This is a genomic window from Clostridium puniceum, assembly GCF_002006345.1.
Taxonomy (GTDB): domain Bacteria; phylum Bacillota; class Clostridia; order Clostridiales; family Clostridiaceae; genus Clostridium; species Clostridium puniceum.
The window spans coordinates 1-18,300 of sequence record NZ_LZZM01000234.1 but is presented as its reverse complement, the minus strand read 5'-3'; the positions used below and the strand labels follow the sequence as shown (position 1 = coordinate 18,300).

General features: G+C 29.4%; 15 protein-coding genes and 1 pseudogene. 12 read left to right on the top strand and 4 right to left on the bottom strand.

All coding sequences use genetic code 11. From position 1 onward, the window contains the following. The first annotated feature begins 32 nt into the window (after positions 1-32). The 6 genes and pseudogenes from CLPUN_RS25060 to CLPUN_RS25040 all read left to right on the top strand — a co-directional run bounded on the left by CLPUN_RS25060 (position 33) and on the right by CLPUN_RS25040 (position 3,198). On the top strand, positions 33-467 hold the full coding sequence (locus CLPUN_RS25060) for a MarR family winged helix-turn-helix transcriptional regulator (protein ID WP_077849922.1): 435 nt from the start codon (positions 33-35) through the stop codon (positions 465-467). Positions 468-627: 160 nt separating this feature from the next. Further along, positions 628-768, top strand: a pseudogene (locus CLPUN_RS29765) (hypothetical protein); the annotation flags it as partial. 128 nt (positions 769-896) lie between these two features. After that, the gene (locus CLPUN_RS25050) at positions 897-1,130 is read left to right on the top strand and encodes a DUF2249 domain-containing protein (protein WP_077849921.1); all 234 of its coding nucleotides are present in this window, start codon (positions 897-899) and stop codon (positions 1,128-1,130) included. A gap of 169 nt (positions 1,131-1,299) precedes the next feature. Beyond that, positions 1,300-1,938, top strand: coding sequence for an oxygen-binding di-iron domain-containing protein (locus CLPUN_RS25045; RefSeq protein WP_077849920.1), 639 nt, complete (start codon positions 1,300-1,302; stop codon positions 1,936-1,938). Between the two features lie 48 nt (positions 1,939-1,986). After that, complete coding sequence (locus CLPUN_RS27855) at positions 1,987-2,151, top strand: hypothetical protein (protein ID WP_158078836.1); 165 nt, start codon at positions 1,987-1,989, stop codon at positions 2,149-2,151. 117 nt (positions 2,152-2,268) lie between these two features. Then, on the top strand, positions 2,269-3,198 hold the full coding sequence (locus CLPUN_RS25040; protein WP_077849919.1) for a LysR family transcriptional regulator: 930 nt from the start codon (positions 2,269-2,271) through the stop codon (positions 3,196-3,198). A 247-nt stretch (positions 3,199-3,445) separates the two neighbouring features. Here CLPUN_RS25040 and CLPUN_RS25035 read toward each other — a convergent pair whose 3' ends face one another. After that, positions 3,446-4,681: an MFS transporter gene (locus CLPUN_RS25035; RefSeq protein WP_077849918.1), complete on the bottom strand. Its 1,236-nt coding sequence runs from the start codon at positions 4,679-4,681 to the stop codon at positions 3,446-3,448. Positions 4,682-4,830: 149 nt separating this feature from the next. After that, entirely contained in the window at positions 4,831-5,304 is a 474-nt protein-coding gene (locus CLPUN_RS25030; RefSeq protein ID WP_077849917.1) for a MarR family transcriptional regulator, read from the bottom strand. 490 nt (positions 5,305-5,794) lie between these two features. On the opposite strand from CLPUN_RS25030, the gene metE reads away from it, so the two are divergent. Then, positions 5,795-8,077: a 5-methyltetrahydropteroyltriglutamate--homocysteine S-methyltransferase gene (gene metE / locus CLPUN_RS25025; RefSeq protein WP_077849916.1), complete on the top strand. Its 2,283-nt coding sequence runs from the start codon at positions 5,795-5,797 to the stop codon at positions 8,075-8,077. Positions 8,078-8,371: 294 nt separating this feature from the next. Then, entirely contained in the window at positions 8,372-10,030 is a 1,659-nt protein-coding gene (gene hcp, locus CLPUN_RS25020) for a hydroxylamine reductase (protein ID WP_077849915.1), read from the top strand. 161 nt (positions 10,031-10,191) lie between these two features. Here hcp and CLPUN_RS25015 read toward each other — a convergent pair whose 3' ends face one another. Next, positions 10,192-12,210, bottom strand: coding sequence for a YhgE/Pip domain-containing protein (locus CLPUN_RS25015; protein ID WP_077849914.1), 2,019 nt, complete (start codon positions 12,208-12,210; stop codon positions 10,192-10,194). A 264-nt stretch (positions 12,211-12,474) separates the two neighbouring features. On the opposite strand from CLPUN_RS25015, the gene CLPUN_RS25010 reads away from it, so the two are divergent. Together CLPUN_RS25010 and CLPUN_RS25005 are read left to right on the top strand one after the other, a co-directional pair. Further along, a complete protein-coding gene (locus CLPUN_RS25010; RefSeq protein WP_077849913.1) occupies positions 12,475-12,882 on the top strand; it encodes a MarR family winged helix-turn-helix transcriptional regulator in 408 nt (135 codons plus the stop codon). 28 nt (positions 12,883-12,910) lie between these two features. Further along, positions 12,911-14,818 (top strand): FUSC family protein, encoded by a 1,908-nt coding sequence (locus CLPUN_RS25005; protein WP_077849912.1) that lies wholly within the window; start codon positions 12,911-12,913, stop codon positions 14,816-14,818. Positions 14,819-15,052: 234 nt separating this feature from the next. Here CLPUN_RS25005 and CLPUN_RS25000 read toward each other — a convergent pair whose 3' ends face one another. Continuing rightward, complete coding sequence (locus CLPUN_RS25000) at positions 15,053-15,532, bottom strand: hypothetical protein (protein ID WP_077849911.1); 480 nt, start codon at positions 15,530-15,532, stop codon at positions 15,053-15,055. Between the two features lie 209 nt (positions 15,533-15,741). Between CLPUN_RS25000 and CLPUN_RS24995 the strand changes: the two genes are divergently transcribed. Continuing rightward, complete coding sequence (locus CLPUN_RS24995; protein ID WP_077849910.1) at positions 15,742-16,908, top strand: sensor domain-containing diguanylate cyclase; 1,167 nt, start codon at positions 15,742-15,744, stop codon at positions 16,906-16,908. Between the two features lie 500 nt (positions 16,909-17,408). Next, complete coding sequence (locus tag CLPUN_RS24990; RefSeq protein ID WP_077849909.1) at positions 17,409-17,603, top strand: hypothetical protein; 195 nt, start codon at positions 17,409-17,411, stop codon at positions 17,601-17,603. The last annotated feature ends 697 nt before the right edge of the window (positions 17,604-18,300 follow it).

Here is an 18,300-nt window from a genome sequence, read left to right as displayed (position 1 = left end):
TTAAATCGTACTCGAACGAACGAGGTGAGAAAATGAAAAATGAGTGTTTATTAAGCAAAATAAATGAAATTAACACTATTTCTAATAAATATCTTGCAAAAAAAATAAAAGAAGAAGGACTGCCAATATTACAAAATCATATTTTGTTATTTTATATTCTTCCTGAAGATGGAAGTGCTCTAATTTTTAATGAAATATCAAATATATGGCAAATATCTAAATCTTCTTTATCTGATATTATAAACAAATACGAAAGTCAAGGTATAATAAATAAATGTGTTTGTGTTGAAGATAAGAGAAGTGTATACATAAGCTTAAAACCAGAAGGAATTTATATAAGACATAAGCTTAAAAATATAGAAGCTGAAATTCTAGATTTAATGTTAAGTAATTTTGATAAGGATGAAAAACAGAGTTTTGAGGATAATATCAATAAAGCTTTAAATAATATAAAAAAGATGCTCTGAGGGCATCTTTTTTAAGAAATAGATTCGTTCACGTACGAAATAAATTGATAATATAATGTGAAAAGGAGAAATTAAAATGAACGAAACATTAAAAGTAATAAAAGAAAGAAGAACTACAAGAAAGTTCAAAGCTGAATAAATAAAGTAAGAAGAGTTACAGGCTATAATTGAAGCTGGTATATATGTACTAAGTGCACATAATAAGCAATCTTGGAATTTTATAGTTATACAAAATGCAGAGTTATTAAAAGAATTAAATACAGAAGCTAAAGAAGCAGCAATTTTAGTTTTTTACAAATGAAAATTATATTGATGCGTGATATAAATCACGCTAAAAATATGAAGCAATGGTTATAATATTATCATCTAATAAAATTTTATTCCGAAGGGATTTATCCTTGTCGAGAGGAATTTAAGGAGGAATTAATTATGACAAATTTTGATATAACCATAGATGTCAGAATCTATGAAAAAGGACATAAAAAGGATATCATTTTCAAAGCATTTGAGGAGTTAGCAATAGGTGAAATAATGGAACTTATAAATGATCATGATCCTCGTCCACTTTATCAGCAGTTTATATTAAATTTTCCAGAACACTTTAAATGGGAATATTTAGAACAAGGACCTGAAATATGGAGAATTGCAATTACGAAAAAATAAATAAGAATAAAAATTTATTGTTTTTATATTTAGATTATATATGTTCTAAAAAATTTTGTTCATTAAAATTTAATTTCTATATTAGAGTGATTGGATAAGACAACCAACTAAATTATGAACTTTCTTAATTAGAACTTATATATATTAAAAGAGAAAAGGAGTTAGTTACATGGCAATTATAAATCAGGATTTACACCAATTTAGTAGTTATGTTCAGCAGATTAATCTTACATTTCATCAATATTTACTATTAGGTGATGAACCATTATTAGTACATACAGGTAATGTAATTCAGGCAGAAGCTTTGCTCCCACAACTTAAAGCAGAACTTAATGGTAAAGCTTTAAAATATATTTTTATTTCTCACTTTGAAGCAGATGAATGTGGTGGGCTGTCAGTAATATTAGAACATTTTCCTAAAGCTGAAACAATCTGTTCTGAAGTTACAGCACGCCAATTAAATGGTTTTGGAATTAAAGCAAAAATTCTTGTTAAAAAAGCTGGTGAGAAGTTAACTACAGATAGTTATGAATTGGAATTCATTGAGTATCCTTCAGAAATGCATCTTTGGAATGGATTATTAATGGTAGAAAATATACGTAAAATATTCTTTAGCAGTGATTTAATGTTTGCTACGGGAGAAGAAATAAATACAGTGAAAGAATTAAACTGGAAGATGGAAGTAAATAGTATTATGTCAGAACAGGTACCAGACTCTGATAAGCTAGAACAATTGCAAAGAACTTTGAGAAGGTTAAATCCTAATTTTATAGCTACAGGTCATGGGCCTTGTCTTAAACTGCAATAGATAAAGTTAAGACTAATAAGACATTTAAGAGCATCAGAATATAATGAATTGTTTGGTGAAGATCCAACTTGGGTAACTGAAACAATTGGAGGTTTTGGTACATATGATATTTCAAATGCATTTTCAATAGTTCCAGATACCCTTAGAAAAGAGAGGAGGATAATATACATTTTCTTCTCTTTTTTGCATATTTTAATTTATTCTAAACTATAATAGCGAAAGGATGTCTTAAAAGTAATTTTAAATATTTTTTAAAACAGCAAATTTCAAGTTGACTTAACAATAGTAAAAGATTATAAATAAATAAAGATTATGTAAGGTGGTGAAGAAGTGACATTACAACAACTAAAATATGCTATTGAAATTGCCAAATGTGGCTCCATAAATATTGCTGCCAAAAAATTATTTATTACGCAGCCTAGTCTTTCTAATGCAATTAGAGAACTAGAAAATGAATTAAATAAAACTATTTTTGAACGAACCAATAGAGGAGTTAGTGTTACAGTTGATGGTGCTGAATTTTTAGGTTATGCAAGACAAGTAATTGAGCAGACAGAATTGCTAGAAAAGAAGTATTTTAATACGAAGCCATCTGCTCAGCATTTTTCTGTATCAACACAACACTATGCCTTTGCAGTCAATGCATTTGTTGATTTAATTAAAGAATATGGAAATGATGAATATGAATTTAATCTAAGAGAAACAAAAACTTATGAAATTATTGATGATGTAAAGAACCTTCGGAGTGAAATAGGAATTTTATATTTAAATGAATTTAATTCTAAAGTCTTAAATAAGTTGATTAAGGAAAATAATTTAAAATTTACTAAGTTATTTGTTGCAAAACCACATATTTTTATAAGTGTAAAAAACCCTCTTTACAAGCGAAAAGAAGTTACTCTTGAAGATTTAAAAAATTATCCTTACTTATCCTTTGAGCAGGGGGAGTTCAATTCTTTTTACTTTTCAGAAGAAATATTAAGCACGCTTTCCCATAAGAAAAGTGTCAGAGTTAGTGATAGAGCAACACTTTTTAATCTATTAATTGGACTCAATGGATATACTATTTCAACTGGAATTTTGAGTTCTGACTTAAATGGAAATGATATTGCTTCTGTGCCTTTAGATATTGAAGATAAGATAACAGTAGGGTGGATTGCACACAAGGATATAATACTTAGTCAGCTTGGGAACATTTATATAAATGCACTAAATGAGATAATTGATAAATTTGGCGATGAATATATTCTAAAGCATTAAAAGAATAAATTACATAGTACAATGATTTTTGACTTTAGGAATACACAATAGTTTATTATTTTTCCTCCATTCATCGTATTTGTAGGTAAAAACTGATGAATGGAGAAAGGCGGGGAACGTCAACCGGAGCGAGTATGGTATGTAGGTCCGGCTCAAAGTGATAACCGTAGATGTGTTTGCCGGATTTGCGCTTACTCCATCTATAATCGAAAATGAAAGTGGCAATTGTATAAAGAAAGTAGGTAGTTTACATATTTACATGCGTTCTCTTATATAAAACTGGTATTGCCACTGTTATAAGGATCATACCCATAAAAGCAGGTGCGGCATGACCAAGTGATACATAGATTTGACCTCCAATGATAGGTCCAATCATTCTTGCTAAAGATTGAATAGATTGGCTACCACCTTGAATCCTTCCTTGTTCACTAGAATCGACAGATTTGGAGAGCATCCCATTGAATGAAGGTCCAAAGATCGAATCACCAAAACCGAATATAAACGTTCCAGCGATAAAAAGAGGATAGAATGAGAGTAAAGATGATGCTGCAATAAGACTGTAGCCTATAATTTCCGAAATCATTCCAAGAATTGCTATCTGTTTATCACTAAGTTTTACTAAAAGCTTTGGCATTATGAAACCTTGAGAAATAATGTCTTGGAAGCCCATAATTGAAAACATAAGCCCAATTAGCGTAGGTCTCCAACTGAAAGTATCCATTGTAAATTGTGAAAAAACTGCCTGTAAAGACCCGTTAGGTATCCAAAGTAAGAACGCTGAAACAAGTAGCCTTTTTAAGTTTTTCATGGAAAGTAGATTGGCAAGCTGTATAAATGGATTCAATCTTACAAGGGTAATCTCTTTCAGTCTATTATTCTTGTCAAGGCTCTCAGGCATAAAAAAGAATCCATAAACAACATTCAATAAAGTTATTATTGCTCCAAAATACATGGGTACAAAATAACCAAACTTGGCAAGTAATCCGCCTAGAGTTGGGCCAATGACGGTGCCTACACCTACAACCGCGCTCACCCATCCAAAGTATTTGGTTCTCTGCTTAGGAGGAATGATGTCTGCAAAATATGCGAAGATAGTGCCTATGCTCCCACCTGTTATACCTTCTATTATGCGTCCAGCAAATAGTACCCATAGAGCTCCTCCTATGCCAAAAACTAAGTACCCGATTGCGGAACCCAAAAGGCATACTAAGAGTAATGGACGACGACCATATCTGTCGCTCAAAGCTCCAAGTATGGGGGCTGCAAAAAACACGCAGACTGCATAAACAGAGGTCAGCAGCGTAACAACTATAGCTTGTTCTCCGGGATTGCTTATATAAGGCTGAACTAAGAAGGGGACGACAGGTGTTATGATACTGAAGCTCATTCCGCAAAGAAACACAGACATAAGACCGAATATTAAAGCCTTTTTATCTACGATTTGTTCTGTATTCTGTTCATTGTATAATCTAAATTTGAACATTTAAGTTCTCCTTTCAAAAGTTATGATTTTGATTCCTTGGAAACATATTTATCGTACCATCATTTTGTTTCCGTGTCAACAAAATGATGAGAATAAAAATGCAGCCCGTTCTCAATAGAGTTGGCTGCTTGTAGTTTCATTATTCAAATTTATTCTGACTTAATATCTATACCTAGTTTCTTTATTTCTGCATCCAAATGGTTACTATACTTTTCCACGAAGCTAAGCATACTGTCAAATTGTGCCTCTGTTACCTGATCAAATATAGCTTTATCCCGCTCTTGAAACTCTTTGTGCATTTCCTCATGGACGTTATAAATTACTTGCCCTTGTTCAGTAAGCCTAAAATAGATTTCTTTCTTGTTATCTGGCTTCTGATAGCTTTCAATGATACCCTTTTTTATGAGCTTCTTGGTCATTTTGCTTATGGCACCTCTAGTCATATAAAAGGACTCTGCAAGTTTTGTCACGTTGGAATCTACATTTTTTCCAATGCATTCGATGCAATGTACTTCAGAAGACTTATAATCCTTAAGACTGTCTTCCATCTTAAACTTATTAAGCCAAGCCATCTTGTTTAATAAGTCTCTGAAACCCATTATGACCTGTTCTTCTTTGTTCATGGCCTATCCTCCCACCCGTTTGTGCATTAACAATATTATATTAAATCTTTGTTTCTATTTCAACAATATTAAACTAATTATTTTAGGAATTGAGCTATACGTGAAAAAGAGAGCTAAAAGCGTCTAAGTGTAGTGTAACATAGGTGGTGCTCTTTTTGTATGCACCGAATAGGTGTTAATCAAAAAAATAATGAATCTGTATCAGATTAAGCATAGATCAGACTTATCAGCAAAGAGTGAATGATTCAGGTTTATGTATGTATTTATAATGCTTAATGGATATATCGTATGTTCATTAAAATAAATATGCGGTATATTGTATTTTGGAAATTTGTATTTGAATTATAAAAATTCTCAATTATGATAAATTTGAATTGCTTGTTATATTTATTTTCTATAACAAGCAATAGTTTTTTTGAGTTACCTTATAATAAGAATTCTCTGATATGATTAGCCTACAGAAAATTTTTAGTGAAAGGAATGTAGTGTTATGAGGAATTCGATTATTGGTTATCCACGAATTGGGGAATTTCGAGAATTAAAATTTTGGATAGAAGATTATTTTAAAGGTGATTTATCTTTTGAAAAATTACAAAATAATGTTAAAGGGCTGAGAAAGGCACAGTGGTCATTATTAAATAATAGTGGACTTGACTTTATACCATCAAATGATTTTTCTTTTTACGATGGAATGCTTGATACAGCGGCTCTTTTAAATGCAATACCAGAAAGATACAAGTCTTTAGGACTTAATGAGCTTGATACTTATTTTGCAATGGCTAGAGGATATCAGGGGGAAAGAGGTGATGTTAAAGCACTTCCTATGAAAAAATGGTTTAATACAAATTATCATTACATAGTTCCAACACTTGAGGATAGAACTGAAATTAAGCTAAACAGCCATAAGTTTTTTAGAGAATTTACTGAAGCAGTTGAAATTGGAATTAAAACAAAACCTGTAATTATTGGCGGATTTACTTTTCTCAAATTATCAGATTACAATGGAAATAAAAAACTTATTGATTTTATACCAGATATAATTAAGGCATATAAAGATGTTTTTGCTAAGCTAAATGAATTAGGTGTGGAATGGATTCAGATAGATGAACCAATTTTAGTTACAGATTTGAACCTAAAAGATATAGAAGTGTTCACAAAAATCTATAAGGAATTATTAAAACATAAAGGGAAACTTAATATTTTAATTCAAACATACTTTGGAGATATTAGGGATTGCTATAGTGAGGTTACTAATCTTGGTTTTGATGGGATAGGTTTAGATTTTATAGAAGGCAAGAAATCACTAGAATTAATTAAAGAAAAGGGATTTCCTAAGAATACTGCTATTTTTGCAGGAATAGTAAATGGTAAAAACATATGGAAAAATTCTTATAAGAAATCATTAAAAACTTTGACTGAGATTTCAAAATATATTGAAAAAGATAATATTATAATAAATACTTCATGTTCTCTTTTACATTTGCCATATACTTTGAGAAATGAAGAAAAGCTATGCGAGAATTACAAGGTTCATTTTGCATTTGCAGAGGAAAAATTAATAGAATTGGATGAACTAAAAGAGCTTTTCGCTGAAGAGAATTATTTAACCAATGAAAAATATAAAAACAACATTGCTTTGTTTGCTGAGAAGGTGAATAATGTAAATTCTGAAATAAAGGGAAAACTTGAAGGTTTAACGGAAAAAGATTTTACAAGATTACCAGCATTTAATGAAAGAAGTGAAGCTCAAAAGAATTTTTTCAACCTTCCGCTATTACCAACCACAACAATTGGTTCATTTCCTCAAACAGCTGATGTAAAGTCAAATAGAGCAAAATATAAAAAAGGGGAGATTACACAAGAAGAGTATGTAGGGAATGTAAAGAAAAAAATTAAAGATTGCATAGAACTTCAAGAGAAAATTGGAATTGATGTTTTAGTTCATGGTGAATTTGAACGTAATGATATGGTAGAATATTTTGGTGAGCACTTTAAGGGTTATTTATTTACTCAAAATGGATGGGTTCAATCTTATGGTACACGCTGTGTTAAACCTCCAGTAATAGTCGGAGATGTTTCTAGAGCAAATCCTATTACTGTTGAATATTCTAAGTATGCACAAAGTCTTACTGAAAAGCCTGTAAAAGCTATGCTTACAGGTCCTGTAACTATTCTTAACTGGTCTTTCCCTCGTGAAGATATTTCTCTAAAAGAAATGGCCTTTCAAATTGCACTAGCTATTAAAGAAGAGGTTTTAGATCTTGAAGCAAACTTTATTAATATAATTCAAGTAGATGAGGCAGCCTTAAAGGAGAAGCTTCCAATTAGAAGAATCGATTGGCATAGTGAATATTTAGATTGGGCAATTGCTGCATTTAGACTTGTTCACAGTGATGTTAAGTCAACTACACAAATTCATACACATATGTGTTATAGTGAATTTGCAGAAATAATAAAGGATATTGACGCTATGGATGCGGATGTAATTTCTTTTGAAGCATCACGTTCAAACTTATCAATTATTGAAGCATTAAATAATAATAATTTTATTACTGCAGTTGGACCAGGAGTATATGATATTCACTCTCCAAGAGTACCTAGCGTAGAAGAAATTACTATAGGAATTAATTCAATGCTAAGTCAAATTAAAGAAGAAAAATTATGGATTAATCCAGATTGCGGATTAAAAACTCGTGGTGATGAGGAAACCAATCTTAGTCTTAAAAATCTTGTGGAGGCAGCTAAGAAAGTGAGAAATACATTACTTCAGTAGTTTAGCAATAATATTGATATATGTAAATATATATGAATTTACATATATCAATAAAAAGAAGTTGAAATAAATATTCATTGAATAAAACCACCTTAGGAGAGAAAGAGAGTCTTGCAATTAATCTCATAAGGTACTTTTTTTATATAACTCTCTATCTTTACCCATATTATCATAAATATCTATAAAGCTTTAAACATAATCTCTAAGAATAAATTTATTATTGTTAGGTAATAGAGAATATAAAATTAATTTAAACAAATAATAATAAGGATTAGTTTTTAAGGAGTGATATTTATGGATGAAAATCCTATGTTTTGTTATCAATGTGAGCAAACAGCGGGAGGAAAAGGATGTACTAAAATGGGGGTGTGCGGAAAAACGCCTGAAATAGCAAATCTTCAAGATTTACTTGTATACCAATGCAAAGGAATAAGCTGTTATGCCAAGGATCTTATAGAAAAAGGAGAAGAAATAGACAAAAGTATTGTTAGCTTTGTAGAAAATTCATTATTTACAACCCTTACAAATGTTAATTTTGATGCAGAAGTTCATGTGGAAATGCTTAAGGATTCTCAAAAAATAAAAGAAAGTTTGAGAGATAGAGTAAGTGCGGATAAAGAATATCCAGAACAAGCTACTTATAGCTTAAGCGAAACCAAGGAAGAAATGCTTAAAGATTCTAAAAGAGCTGGGATTATGTTTGATCAGGATTTAGACCCTGATGTAAGATCACTTAGACAAACAATATTATATGGCTTAAAGGGGATAAGTGCATATGGGCATCAAGCAAGATGTTTGGGTTATTATGATGATCAAGTTGATAATTTCTATTTTAGAGGATTAGAATGTACAACAAATGATAATTTAAGTGTTGAAGAGTTAATTCAAATGACTATGAGAACAGGTGATATGAGTGTTGCTGTTATGAAGAAATTAGATGAAGCTAATACTAGTACTTATAAGAATCCAAGTCCACACAAAGTTAATGTAAATATTAAAAAAGGACCATTTATCATTGTTTCTGGTCATGATTTAAGAGATTTAGAAATGTTATTAGAACAAACAGAAGGCAAAGGAATTAACATATATACTCATGGTGAAATGATACCTTCTCATGGTTATCCTGAACTTAAAAAATATGAACAGCTTGTAGGAAATTATGGTGGTGCTTGGCAAGAGCAGCAAAAAGAATTTGATGGCATACCAGGTTGTATTTTAATGACTACAAATTGTTTAATGAGACCTAGAGAAACATATAAAGATAGAATATTTACAACGAGTGTAGTTGGATGGGATGGAGTTAAATATATTAAAGCTGATAAAGATGGAAATAAAGATTTTACACCAATAATAGAAAAAGCATTAGAACTTGGTGGATTTACAAAATCAGAAGAACCTAAAGAAATTCTTGTTGGTTTTGGGCATCATGCGACCTTAAGCCATGCAGAAACAATTGTTAATGCGGTTAAGGATGGAAGTATTAGACATTTCTTCTTAATAGGTGGATGTGATGGAGCAAGACCAGGAAGAAATTACTATACTGAATTTGCAAAGAAGGTTCCAGAAGACTGCGTTATTCTAACACTAGCATGTGGAAAATATAGATTTAACAAATTAGATTTTGGAGAAGTTGCTGGACTTCCAAGATTATTAGATGTAGGTCAATGTAATGATGCATATTCAGCAGTTAGAATTGCTACAGCACTTGCAGATGCTTTTGATACAGATGTTAATGGATTGCCATTATCAATAGTTCTTTCATGGTATGAACAAAAAGCAGTTGCAGATCTATTAGCATTACTTTCATTAGGAATAAAAGGAATGTTCCTTGGACCTTCACTTCCAGCATTTATAAGTCCTAATGTATTGCAATATTTAGTTGATACCTTTAACTTACAAACTATAAGTGAGCCTAATGAAGATTTAAAAACTTGTTTAAAGCAAAGCGTATAGTTACAGGTAATGAGAATTTAAATAAAAACTATCTCTAATTTATTTTGAGATAGTTTTTTTATGTTTTATTTTCAATCCTTCAATCTAACCAACTTTAGTAAAACCGAAGGAACGACAGTATTAAAAGCATATTTAACTGCGCCTTCGGTAATGGAGGAGATTCATGCATTATTATCTTGGCTGTTTAATGATATATCTTTACTTAGAGAGCGTTTTAACAATAGTGCAATACAAAAGGAAATAAGCATATAGACAGCAAGCGTTAAGACATTTTTTATGACAATTTCTGCAATCATACCGCCAATGGTTTCTCTCAATATACTCACAGCATGAGTGAATGGCATAAAAGGACTAATAGCTTGAAAAAAATGTGATGTCATACTAACTGGAAAGGTTGCTCCAGAGCTAGACATCTGCAAAACTAGGAGAATCATTGATATTCCATTTCCTATATTGCCAAACACTGAACGCAAAGTATATGTTATTGTGACAAACACTATGCCAATAAAAATACTAAGCAGCACAAACCAAAATTTATTTACTATATACACATGGAGTAAAAATATATTTCCAAGTGCCATAATAAGTGATTGAAAAATTCCTACAGAAAGGAAGGTCAAAAGCCTGCCAAAATAAATGTGATAGCTTTTATATATATTATCAGGATTCTTTACATCTACAGGCAAGGCTGAATTTAAAATTGTACCTCCTACCCATAATGCTAACATGGTATAGAGTGCTGCCATGGCAGAGCCATAATTAGGAATAGGGAAAATTCGTTTGGTATTTAATAAAATAGGATCTGCTAAAAAGCTGCTTCCCTTTGACGGATCAATTTTAAGGAAATCAATTATATCATTTAAGTCTACATTGTTTTGAAATTTTCGGATTTTATCAGCGGCTTTTCTCACTTTAGCTTCGAAATCAGATAAATCATTTTGAGCTAAATCAGCCAATTTATTAACTGCTTCTTCAAATACAGGAAATTTATTTTGAACTAGGTCAGAAGCTCTTATAATATCAGCTTCAACATTAGAAAAATCATTTCGCACAAAATCTGCCGCTTTATGAATATTTTCTTCAACAGTAGGCAAGTTATTTTTTACAAAGTTTGCTGAATTATTTATTTCTTTAATCATTTCATCAATTTTTTGCTTAAGATTAACTCGAGACGTTTTTATATTATTATGAATATTTATAAGTTCTTCTTGGAAATTAGTCAATTGTTGATCATTAGCTGAGACCTCTGTTTGAGCATCAGCTGTAGCTTTTGTATTGTCAATAGTATCTTTAATATTTCCTTCTATTGAAGATAAGTTATTTTCTACTTCAACAATAATTTCTTCAGCATGCTGTATATCTGCAACTTTTCCTTGTAATTCTAAAATTTTATCACCAGCTTTTTCTACAAGTGGCAGTTTTGACTCCACAGTTAGGATACTATTTGCAACTTTTTCTAAATCAGGTATTCTTTCTTTTAGCTCAATGATTTTTTGAGACTTTTGTTTAATTTCTGGAAGTTTAGCTTGAAGTTCAATGGATTTTTCGCCTAGTTCTTCAATTACTGGCAGGTTATTTTCTAATTCTAAAATTCGATTTTCAATGGTTTGAATAGTAGGGAGTTCTTGTTGAAGCTCTACACCAGCAGCATTAAATTCGGAGAGAATAGAATTACTGACTGTTTCGGTGAAGCTTTGACGAATTTGAGCAATTAAACCAGAAGCACCTGAAGTGGCGATCTTAGGCGTAACAGCATTGATTTTTTCATTGACAGCAAATTCAATATCAGGTTTTTGAGGATTTGCATTTAAAATACTAGTGAGTTTTTTTGAAAAATCTTTTGGTATGTAAATATAAGCATAATAATCTCCGTATTCAACGCCTCGTTCAGCCTCAGCATAACTAACAAAATCCCAACCAAGCTTAGGATTTTTTTTAAGACCTTGGATAGTTTCAGCTCCAATATTAACAGTCTTTCCTTGTATATCAGCGCCTTCATCTTCATTTGTGACAGCAACTGGAATCATTGAAGTATTGCTATAAGGATCCCATATAGCTTCAATATTTATCCAAGCATAAGTTGATGGCAGCAACATTATTGCAAGTACTAACAAGGCTAAAGTAGGAACTTTAAATACACTCTTTAAGTCGTTTTTATAAATATGCCAAATCTTTTCCATTACTTGTCCTCCAAATTTGTAGAATATCTAAATCTTCTATAACTATTGTTTCACTAGAGTTTCTATAATATTCGAAAAGATAGCTTGAACAGTATATAAATTTGTTAAACAAATATCAAGTAATATGCAAGGTAGAATCTAAGTAAGATTTTATGAGAGCTAGCCATAAATTATATTCAATTAATTTTTATTTGATTATTAATAATTAAAATGATATACTTACTTAAGTAATTATTACCTAGGTAAATATTTGGAGGTAGGAAAATGATCCTATATGGTCATAATGTAAATCAATTAGCAAGAAGTTTTACAAAAAAGTTAAATGAGAAAATTTCTCCTCTTGGGCTATACTCATCCCAATGGGGAATTATAGTATACTTACATAAGAAAAAGCAATGTACACAAATTGAATTATGTAAATATCTTGGTGTAGAGGCACCAACTATAACTAGGACCTTAGCTAGGATGGAAGAAATGGGACTAGTAATTAGGACGGAAGGCAAGGACAAAAGAGAAAGGAATATAGAATTAACTAAAAAATCTTATGAAATGTATCCTAAGTGGTATGAAGCTGCGATAGGTGTAGAATTAGAAGCTATAAATAACGTTAGTGAGGAAGAACTAGAAATCTTCAATAAGATAGTAGAAAAAATGATGATGAACTTAAATTAAAAATACAAAAGAAGAAAGAAGAAATAATATGTATATAAGTATAATAAAACAAGCATTTAAATTAAATAAAAATCCTTTTCCATGGGAAAAAGCAATAAGTGCAGCAATATGTGGAGGCTTTCCAGTATTGATTGGACTTTTATTAAATCAAGTACGTTTTGGATTGCTAGGTGCAATAGGTGGATTTACTTATTTATATGTGTTTAATGAGCCATATGCGGAGCGTGCAAAAAAGATATTTTTTATTGCCATTGGTATTACACTTTCAGTTGGATTAGGAACCTTAGTAGCACCTTACCCATTACTTATAATATTAATTGTAGGTTTGATAGGAACAAGTGCAACTTTTGTATTTGGTATATTTAAGATACCTGGACCAGCAGCAGTATTTTTTGTATTAAGTTTTACGATGACAACAGGAATTAACCTTAAGCAAGCAGAAATACCTATTTTTATTGGTGTTGTATTTGCAAGTAGTATGTTTTCATGGATAGTTAGCATGGTAGGATATTTTTTTAATCCTCATGGTCCTGAATTAAAAAAAATTAAAGGATTATATTCGGCCTTGGCAGAATTTGCTGAAGTTATTGGCAGGGAAGACGTAAGCAATATTAGAAATCGAACTGTTAATGCATTAAAGGAATCAGAAGAAATTCTTGCAATAGGATATATTCCATGGAAAGTTTCATTTTTGTTTAATAGATTAGTTCTTTTGAATCAGCATGCTAATAAAATGTTCTTAGAAATGCTCGAGCTTCAATCTAATAGTAAAAATAAAGTGCCTAAAGAAATCATTGATATGATAAGAAAATTAGGGGCTGGAATTAACTTAAGGGATGAAGAAACCTTAGAAATAAAGAAAACAGATAAAGAGTTAGAGGAAGATTACCATAAACTTTTAGAGATAATATATGATATTGAAGCTATAATGAATATACCGCTAAAGTACATTGGTCATAGCATCAAAATTTCTAAACCATCATTAAGAACAATATTTATTAAATCTTTTAATAAGGACTCTATAGTGTTTGTTAATTCTATTAGATATGGAGTAGTGCTTTCAATATCAGCAATAGTAGCCTTTGAATTTTCTTTTACAAGACCGTATTGGATTACTTTGTCGTGTGCCGCAGTTATGTGTGGCTCAACTATTATGGCAACTTTTCATAGAGCAATTCAACGTTCAGTTGGAACACTGATTGGTATAGTATTGGCTATTATTATTTTAAGCTTTAATCCAGAAGGTTTTATGGTAGTTGTAGTTAATATGCTTTTAACAGGTTTAATAGAACTTGCTATTTCTAGGAATTATGCACTAGCAGCAATATTCATCACACCAAATTCAATACTTATAGCAGAAAATTCTACTCAAATTCATAATGTAGGATATTTTGCAACAGCTCGTATTACAGATATAGTTGTTGGGTCTGTAATTGGATTAATTGGAACTTATATTATTGGGCGTAAATCAGCATCTAGCAGATTACCAGATTTAATGGCTAAATTATTACGCAGCCATGCTAGAGTCTTAGTTTTTTTGGCAGCTAACAATAATGATAAGAATACAAGTATTATAAAAGAAAAGCTGGAAATAGATTTTATGAACTTTAAAATGGCTTATAATACAGCATTGGGGGAGATTCCTAATAATGAAGAGATGCTTGAAATGCTTTGGCCAGCATTTTACTCATTAGAACATATTAGTTACTTACTTGCTCAATATTGTACAGAAAAAGAACATTTAAAATTGTCTGATGAAGAATTGTCGCAATTTATACTTATTTATGAGACAATAGCAAATAATATTGAACAAAAAAATTCAATACAGCTTAGAAAAATTTCTATCATAAATGAAATATCTGAGCTTTGTGAAGAGATTAATAGGCTTCAAGAAGCATTAAGCATCAAAAGTAAAATATTTCAAGGGAAGTTATAAGATTAACAAATTACATTCAAGAATTCAAAATAAAATAACTGAAAATCAGCTTCAGGAATTAAAATCAATAGAACTAATTATAGAATAAAACAAGTAATCTTATTTGTGCGTGTTAAAAATTAAGAAATCTCCAAATAATTGCTATAATATTTCAATTGTTTGGAGATTTATTGATTTAAAATGAAAAAGAGTATCGCTCCAGATTAAAATTTAATCATTTTGCGACACTTACTTTTAGTTGCAACCATATTGTTTAAGTTTCTCTTTATAAGAATCACAAAAGTCAACAAAACTATCAGGTAAAAAACCTGGCTTAGTTGTATTTAAATCTTTAGCAAAATCTTTTACTTTATCTATAAAAGATAAATAACTAGTAGGATTTTGAGAATCAGGAATAAAAGAAGATGTTGGTATACCTTCATATTCCATTATAGAAAGAGCAGTATTATAATATAAACTCATATCAGCACAGTTTCCATTAAGAGCTTGAACATAACCAAAATCAGAACAGGAATCTTTAAAAGCATCATAAGCTTTTTTTGTATTGACAATATTTTCATCTCTTTCATTTAATTCTATATTATCAGTAGAATTAGTCTGATCAGTAGTATTATTAGATAAAGATGTATTTGAGTTTATTTTATAAGCATTTTGATTATTATTTATACCAATATTAAGTTTTTGATGATATGTGTTGTTAAGTATATTATTCATGTTAATCTCCTTTTAACTTTTTTAATATGTAATGTAAGTATTATTATATATAAGTTTTAATTAAATTAACATATTTCAACAATAGAATTATTTAAAATCTTGAAAGGATTTTAACATCATATTATTGATTTTTATGACAATGTTATGTAATATGTATTATAATGTGGTAATTGATAATAATACTCAAATAATAATGGGGAGTGAGGAGTATGAACAAAAGGATGAAAAGGATGTTTAATTTATTAATTTTAACTATAATATTTAATTTTATCTTTAATATTAATGCTTTTGCAGAAGTTACAATTAATACAAATGAATTATCTCCTTTAGATACTTTCTTAAATTTTGTCTATGATATTTATACAAATTATAGAATAATATTGCTAATTATTGTAGGGTTTATTTCCATTTCATTGTTGGATGCTTTTTATTGCTTTATTGTAAAAGCTAAAGAACAGGGTAAATATTTAAAAGAACTAGATTTGGAACGTGAGCGTTATTATATTGTTGTGGAGCAATTGAATGATATTATTTTTGACTTTGATTTAACAGAGAAAAAAATCTTAAGTTCCTCTAAATTTGAAGAGAAGTTTGGTTGGACTTTAAATATTCAGAATTATAATAAAAATTTCTTAAAGGAGTTAAAAATACATCCTGAAGATGAAGTGCTGATAAATAAAATTGTTGATGATATGAAAGCTTTAAATAAACAATCCATTATAAAACAAATTAGATTAATGAAAAAAAATGGAGAATATTTATGGTGTGAACTAAAACTAAATTACATACAAAGAGATGATAAGATTGTAAGGGTAATTGGAAAGATTACAGATATCGATTATATTGTTAGAGAACATTCACTTTTAAAATTAAAATCAGAGTATGATCAATTGACTCAAATATATAATAAATCAACATTTTATGATAAAGTTAAAGATTATATCAGAGAAAATAAAGAGGATACTTGTACATTAGTTTTTATAGATTTGGATAATTTTAAAGCAATAAATGATAATTTAGGACATATGGTAGGAGATGAAGTTTTAAAAGATACTGCTAATAAAATCAGTGATGTTTTTAATGGTGCTGATTCCATTATTTCAAGATTTGGTGGAGATGAATTTTGTATATTTAATCCTAGTCTTTCACTGTCACTAATTAAAGAAAAAATAAATGTTTTATGCAATAATCTTAATGCCACATATGTTGGTAATAATATTGAAATAACGGTCTCTGCAAGTGTTGGAATTGCTTTTTACCCAAAGCATGGCAATACTATAGAAACCTTGATTAAAAAATCGGATATAGCATTATATAATTCTAAAGAAAATGGTAAAAATCAATTCACTATATATAGTAAGAAACTTGATGCATAATAAGAAATTTATACTACATATATTATAGTTATTACTTCAACTAATATAGTTTATTTAATGAAATTTTAAATAATTAATTATTAAAAACGAATTATTTAATTAAGAAGGTTGTATAAATAAATTTTGGAATTATATTGAATACTATTAAACACCATGATATAATCGAAACTAATCAATTAATAGAAAAATGTAAAATAAAATCTAAATGTGTATTTATAAGAGCTTAAATGTATAATAAGTGACTTGATTAGAGCCTTTTTATTGGCTATAGATTAAAAACTTTTTATATAGCGGAAAATAGAGGTCAGAAGTTAAAGGTATTTCAATATGAGTAGATGCCTTATAGTTGGATTTTAAACATAGTCTATATTTAGATAGTTCTAATAGTGGTAGAAAATAATAAATTTGCTATAAAAACTAAATAAATAAAAAGCTGGTTATTACTATTAATAGATTAAAAAAATAATTATAAATTTTTTTATATGATTGGAGGAAACTATATGTTTAATATTTTACAATATGTAGCAATCGTAGCAGCAGTCATAGGAGTAGTTTACCTATTTTTGTTTTGTGCAAGCATTATTGGAGGAAAGAAAGAAAAAATCTTAAAAAATCTTTTTAGATCTTTAATTTTCATAGGTATTTTTGCTATTTATGTAGTTGTAGCAGTAAAATTTCAATTACCATTTTTTTAAATAATAAAATTTCTAATTTTAAAAGGAGTTTTTAATCAATAAATAAACAATACTTATAAAATACATAATCATATTAAAAATTCAAAATCTTAATGAAATAATTAAAAGGTTAAGATTTGAAAGCAACAAGGATATGTGAATTTCTAACTATAATATAAATATTGGTGGATTTTAAAGGAAACCCAGGAAGAGAATATGCTCTCTTTATAGTAGACAGTTAAAAATAATAAAACTGTTTTATAAAGGGGGCATATTTAGTTTAGTTAAAGAAGAAAAGACTTTAAAAGAAGCTCCCATAAATGGGGCATTGATGTTTGGAGCCTTTAATGCCTTTTGGACTTCTATTATATTTTTATTAAAACCTAATATTTACAATATGGGTGCAGGGGAAGTAGGAAGCTTAGGATTAATTGGAGTTGCTTGATCTACAGCAGCACAATTAATGTTATAGTGGATTTCAAAGGTCACGCTCCGCCTCCGCTATGCTAATTATAGATAAACCCAATGTTTAGAAAATTTTGAAATGTAATTTTATTGACTATAGATGATAAAAATTAGTACAATATATAATAAAAACAGTTTTAATTATTAACGGATTCAACTTAAATTCATTATTATATTGAATTTATTAAGTTCTAATTAATTTTCTACATTAAAAGTATATATATATGTTCTAAAAAATTTTGTTCATTAAGAT

Bases quoted from the DNA above. Each gene is read 5' to 3' on its own strand.
- CLPUN_RS25060 (WP_077849922.1), top strand. From the start codon at position 33: ATGAAAAATGAGTGTTTATTAAGCAAAATAAATGAAATTAACACTATT.
- CLPUN_RS25050 (WP_077849921.1), top strand. From the start codon at position 897: ATGACAAATTTTGATATAACCATAGATGTCAGAATCTATGAAAAAGGA.
- CLPUN_RS25045 (WP_077849920.1), top strand. From the start codon at position 1,300: ATGGCAATTATAAATCAGGATTTACACCAATTTAGTAGTTATGTTCAG.
- CLPUN_RS25035 (WP_077849918.1), bottom strand. From the start codon at position 4,681: ATGTTCAAATTTAGATTATACAATGAACAGAATACAGAACAAATCGTA.
- CLPUN_RS25030 (WP_077849917.1), bottom strand. From the start codon at position 5,304: ATGAACAAAGAAGAACAGGTCATAATGGGTTTCAGAGACTTATTAAAC.
- metE (WP_077849916.1), top strand. From the start codon at position 5,795: ATGAGGAATTCGATTATTGGTTATCCACGAATTGGGGAATTTCGAGAA.
- hcp (WP_077849915.1), top strand. From the start codon at position 8,372: ATGGATGAAAATCCTATGTTTTGTTATCAATGTGAGCAAACAGCGGGA.
- CLPUN_RS25015 (WP_077849914.1), bottom strand. From the start codon at position 12,210: ATGGAAAAGATTTGGCATATTTATAAAAACGACTTAAAGAGTGTATTT.
- CLPUN_RS25010 (WP_077849913.1), top strand. From the start codon at position 12,475: ATGATCCTATATGGTCATAATGTAAATCAATTAGCAAGAAGTTTTACA.
- CLPUN_RS25005 (WP_077849912.1), top strand. From the start codon at position 12,911: ATGTATATAAGTATAATAAAACAAGCATTTAAATTAAATAAAAATCCT.
- CLPUN_RS25000 (WP_077849911.1), bottom strand. From the start codon at position 15,532: ATGAATAATATACTTAACAACACATATCATCAAAAACTTAATATTGGT.
- CLPUN_RS24995 (WP_077849910.1), top strand. From the start codon at position 15,742: ATGAACAAAAGGATGAAAAGGATGTTTAATTTATTAATTTTAACTATA.
- CLPUN_RS24990 (WP_077849909.1), top strand. From the start codon at position 17,409: ATGTTTAATATTTTACAATATGTAGCAATCGTAGCAGCAGTCATAGGA.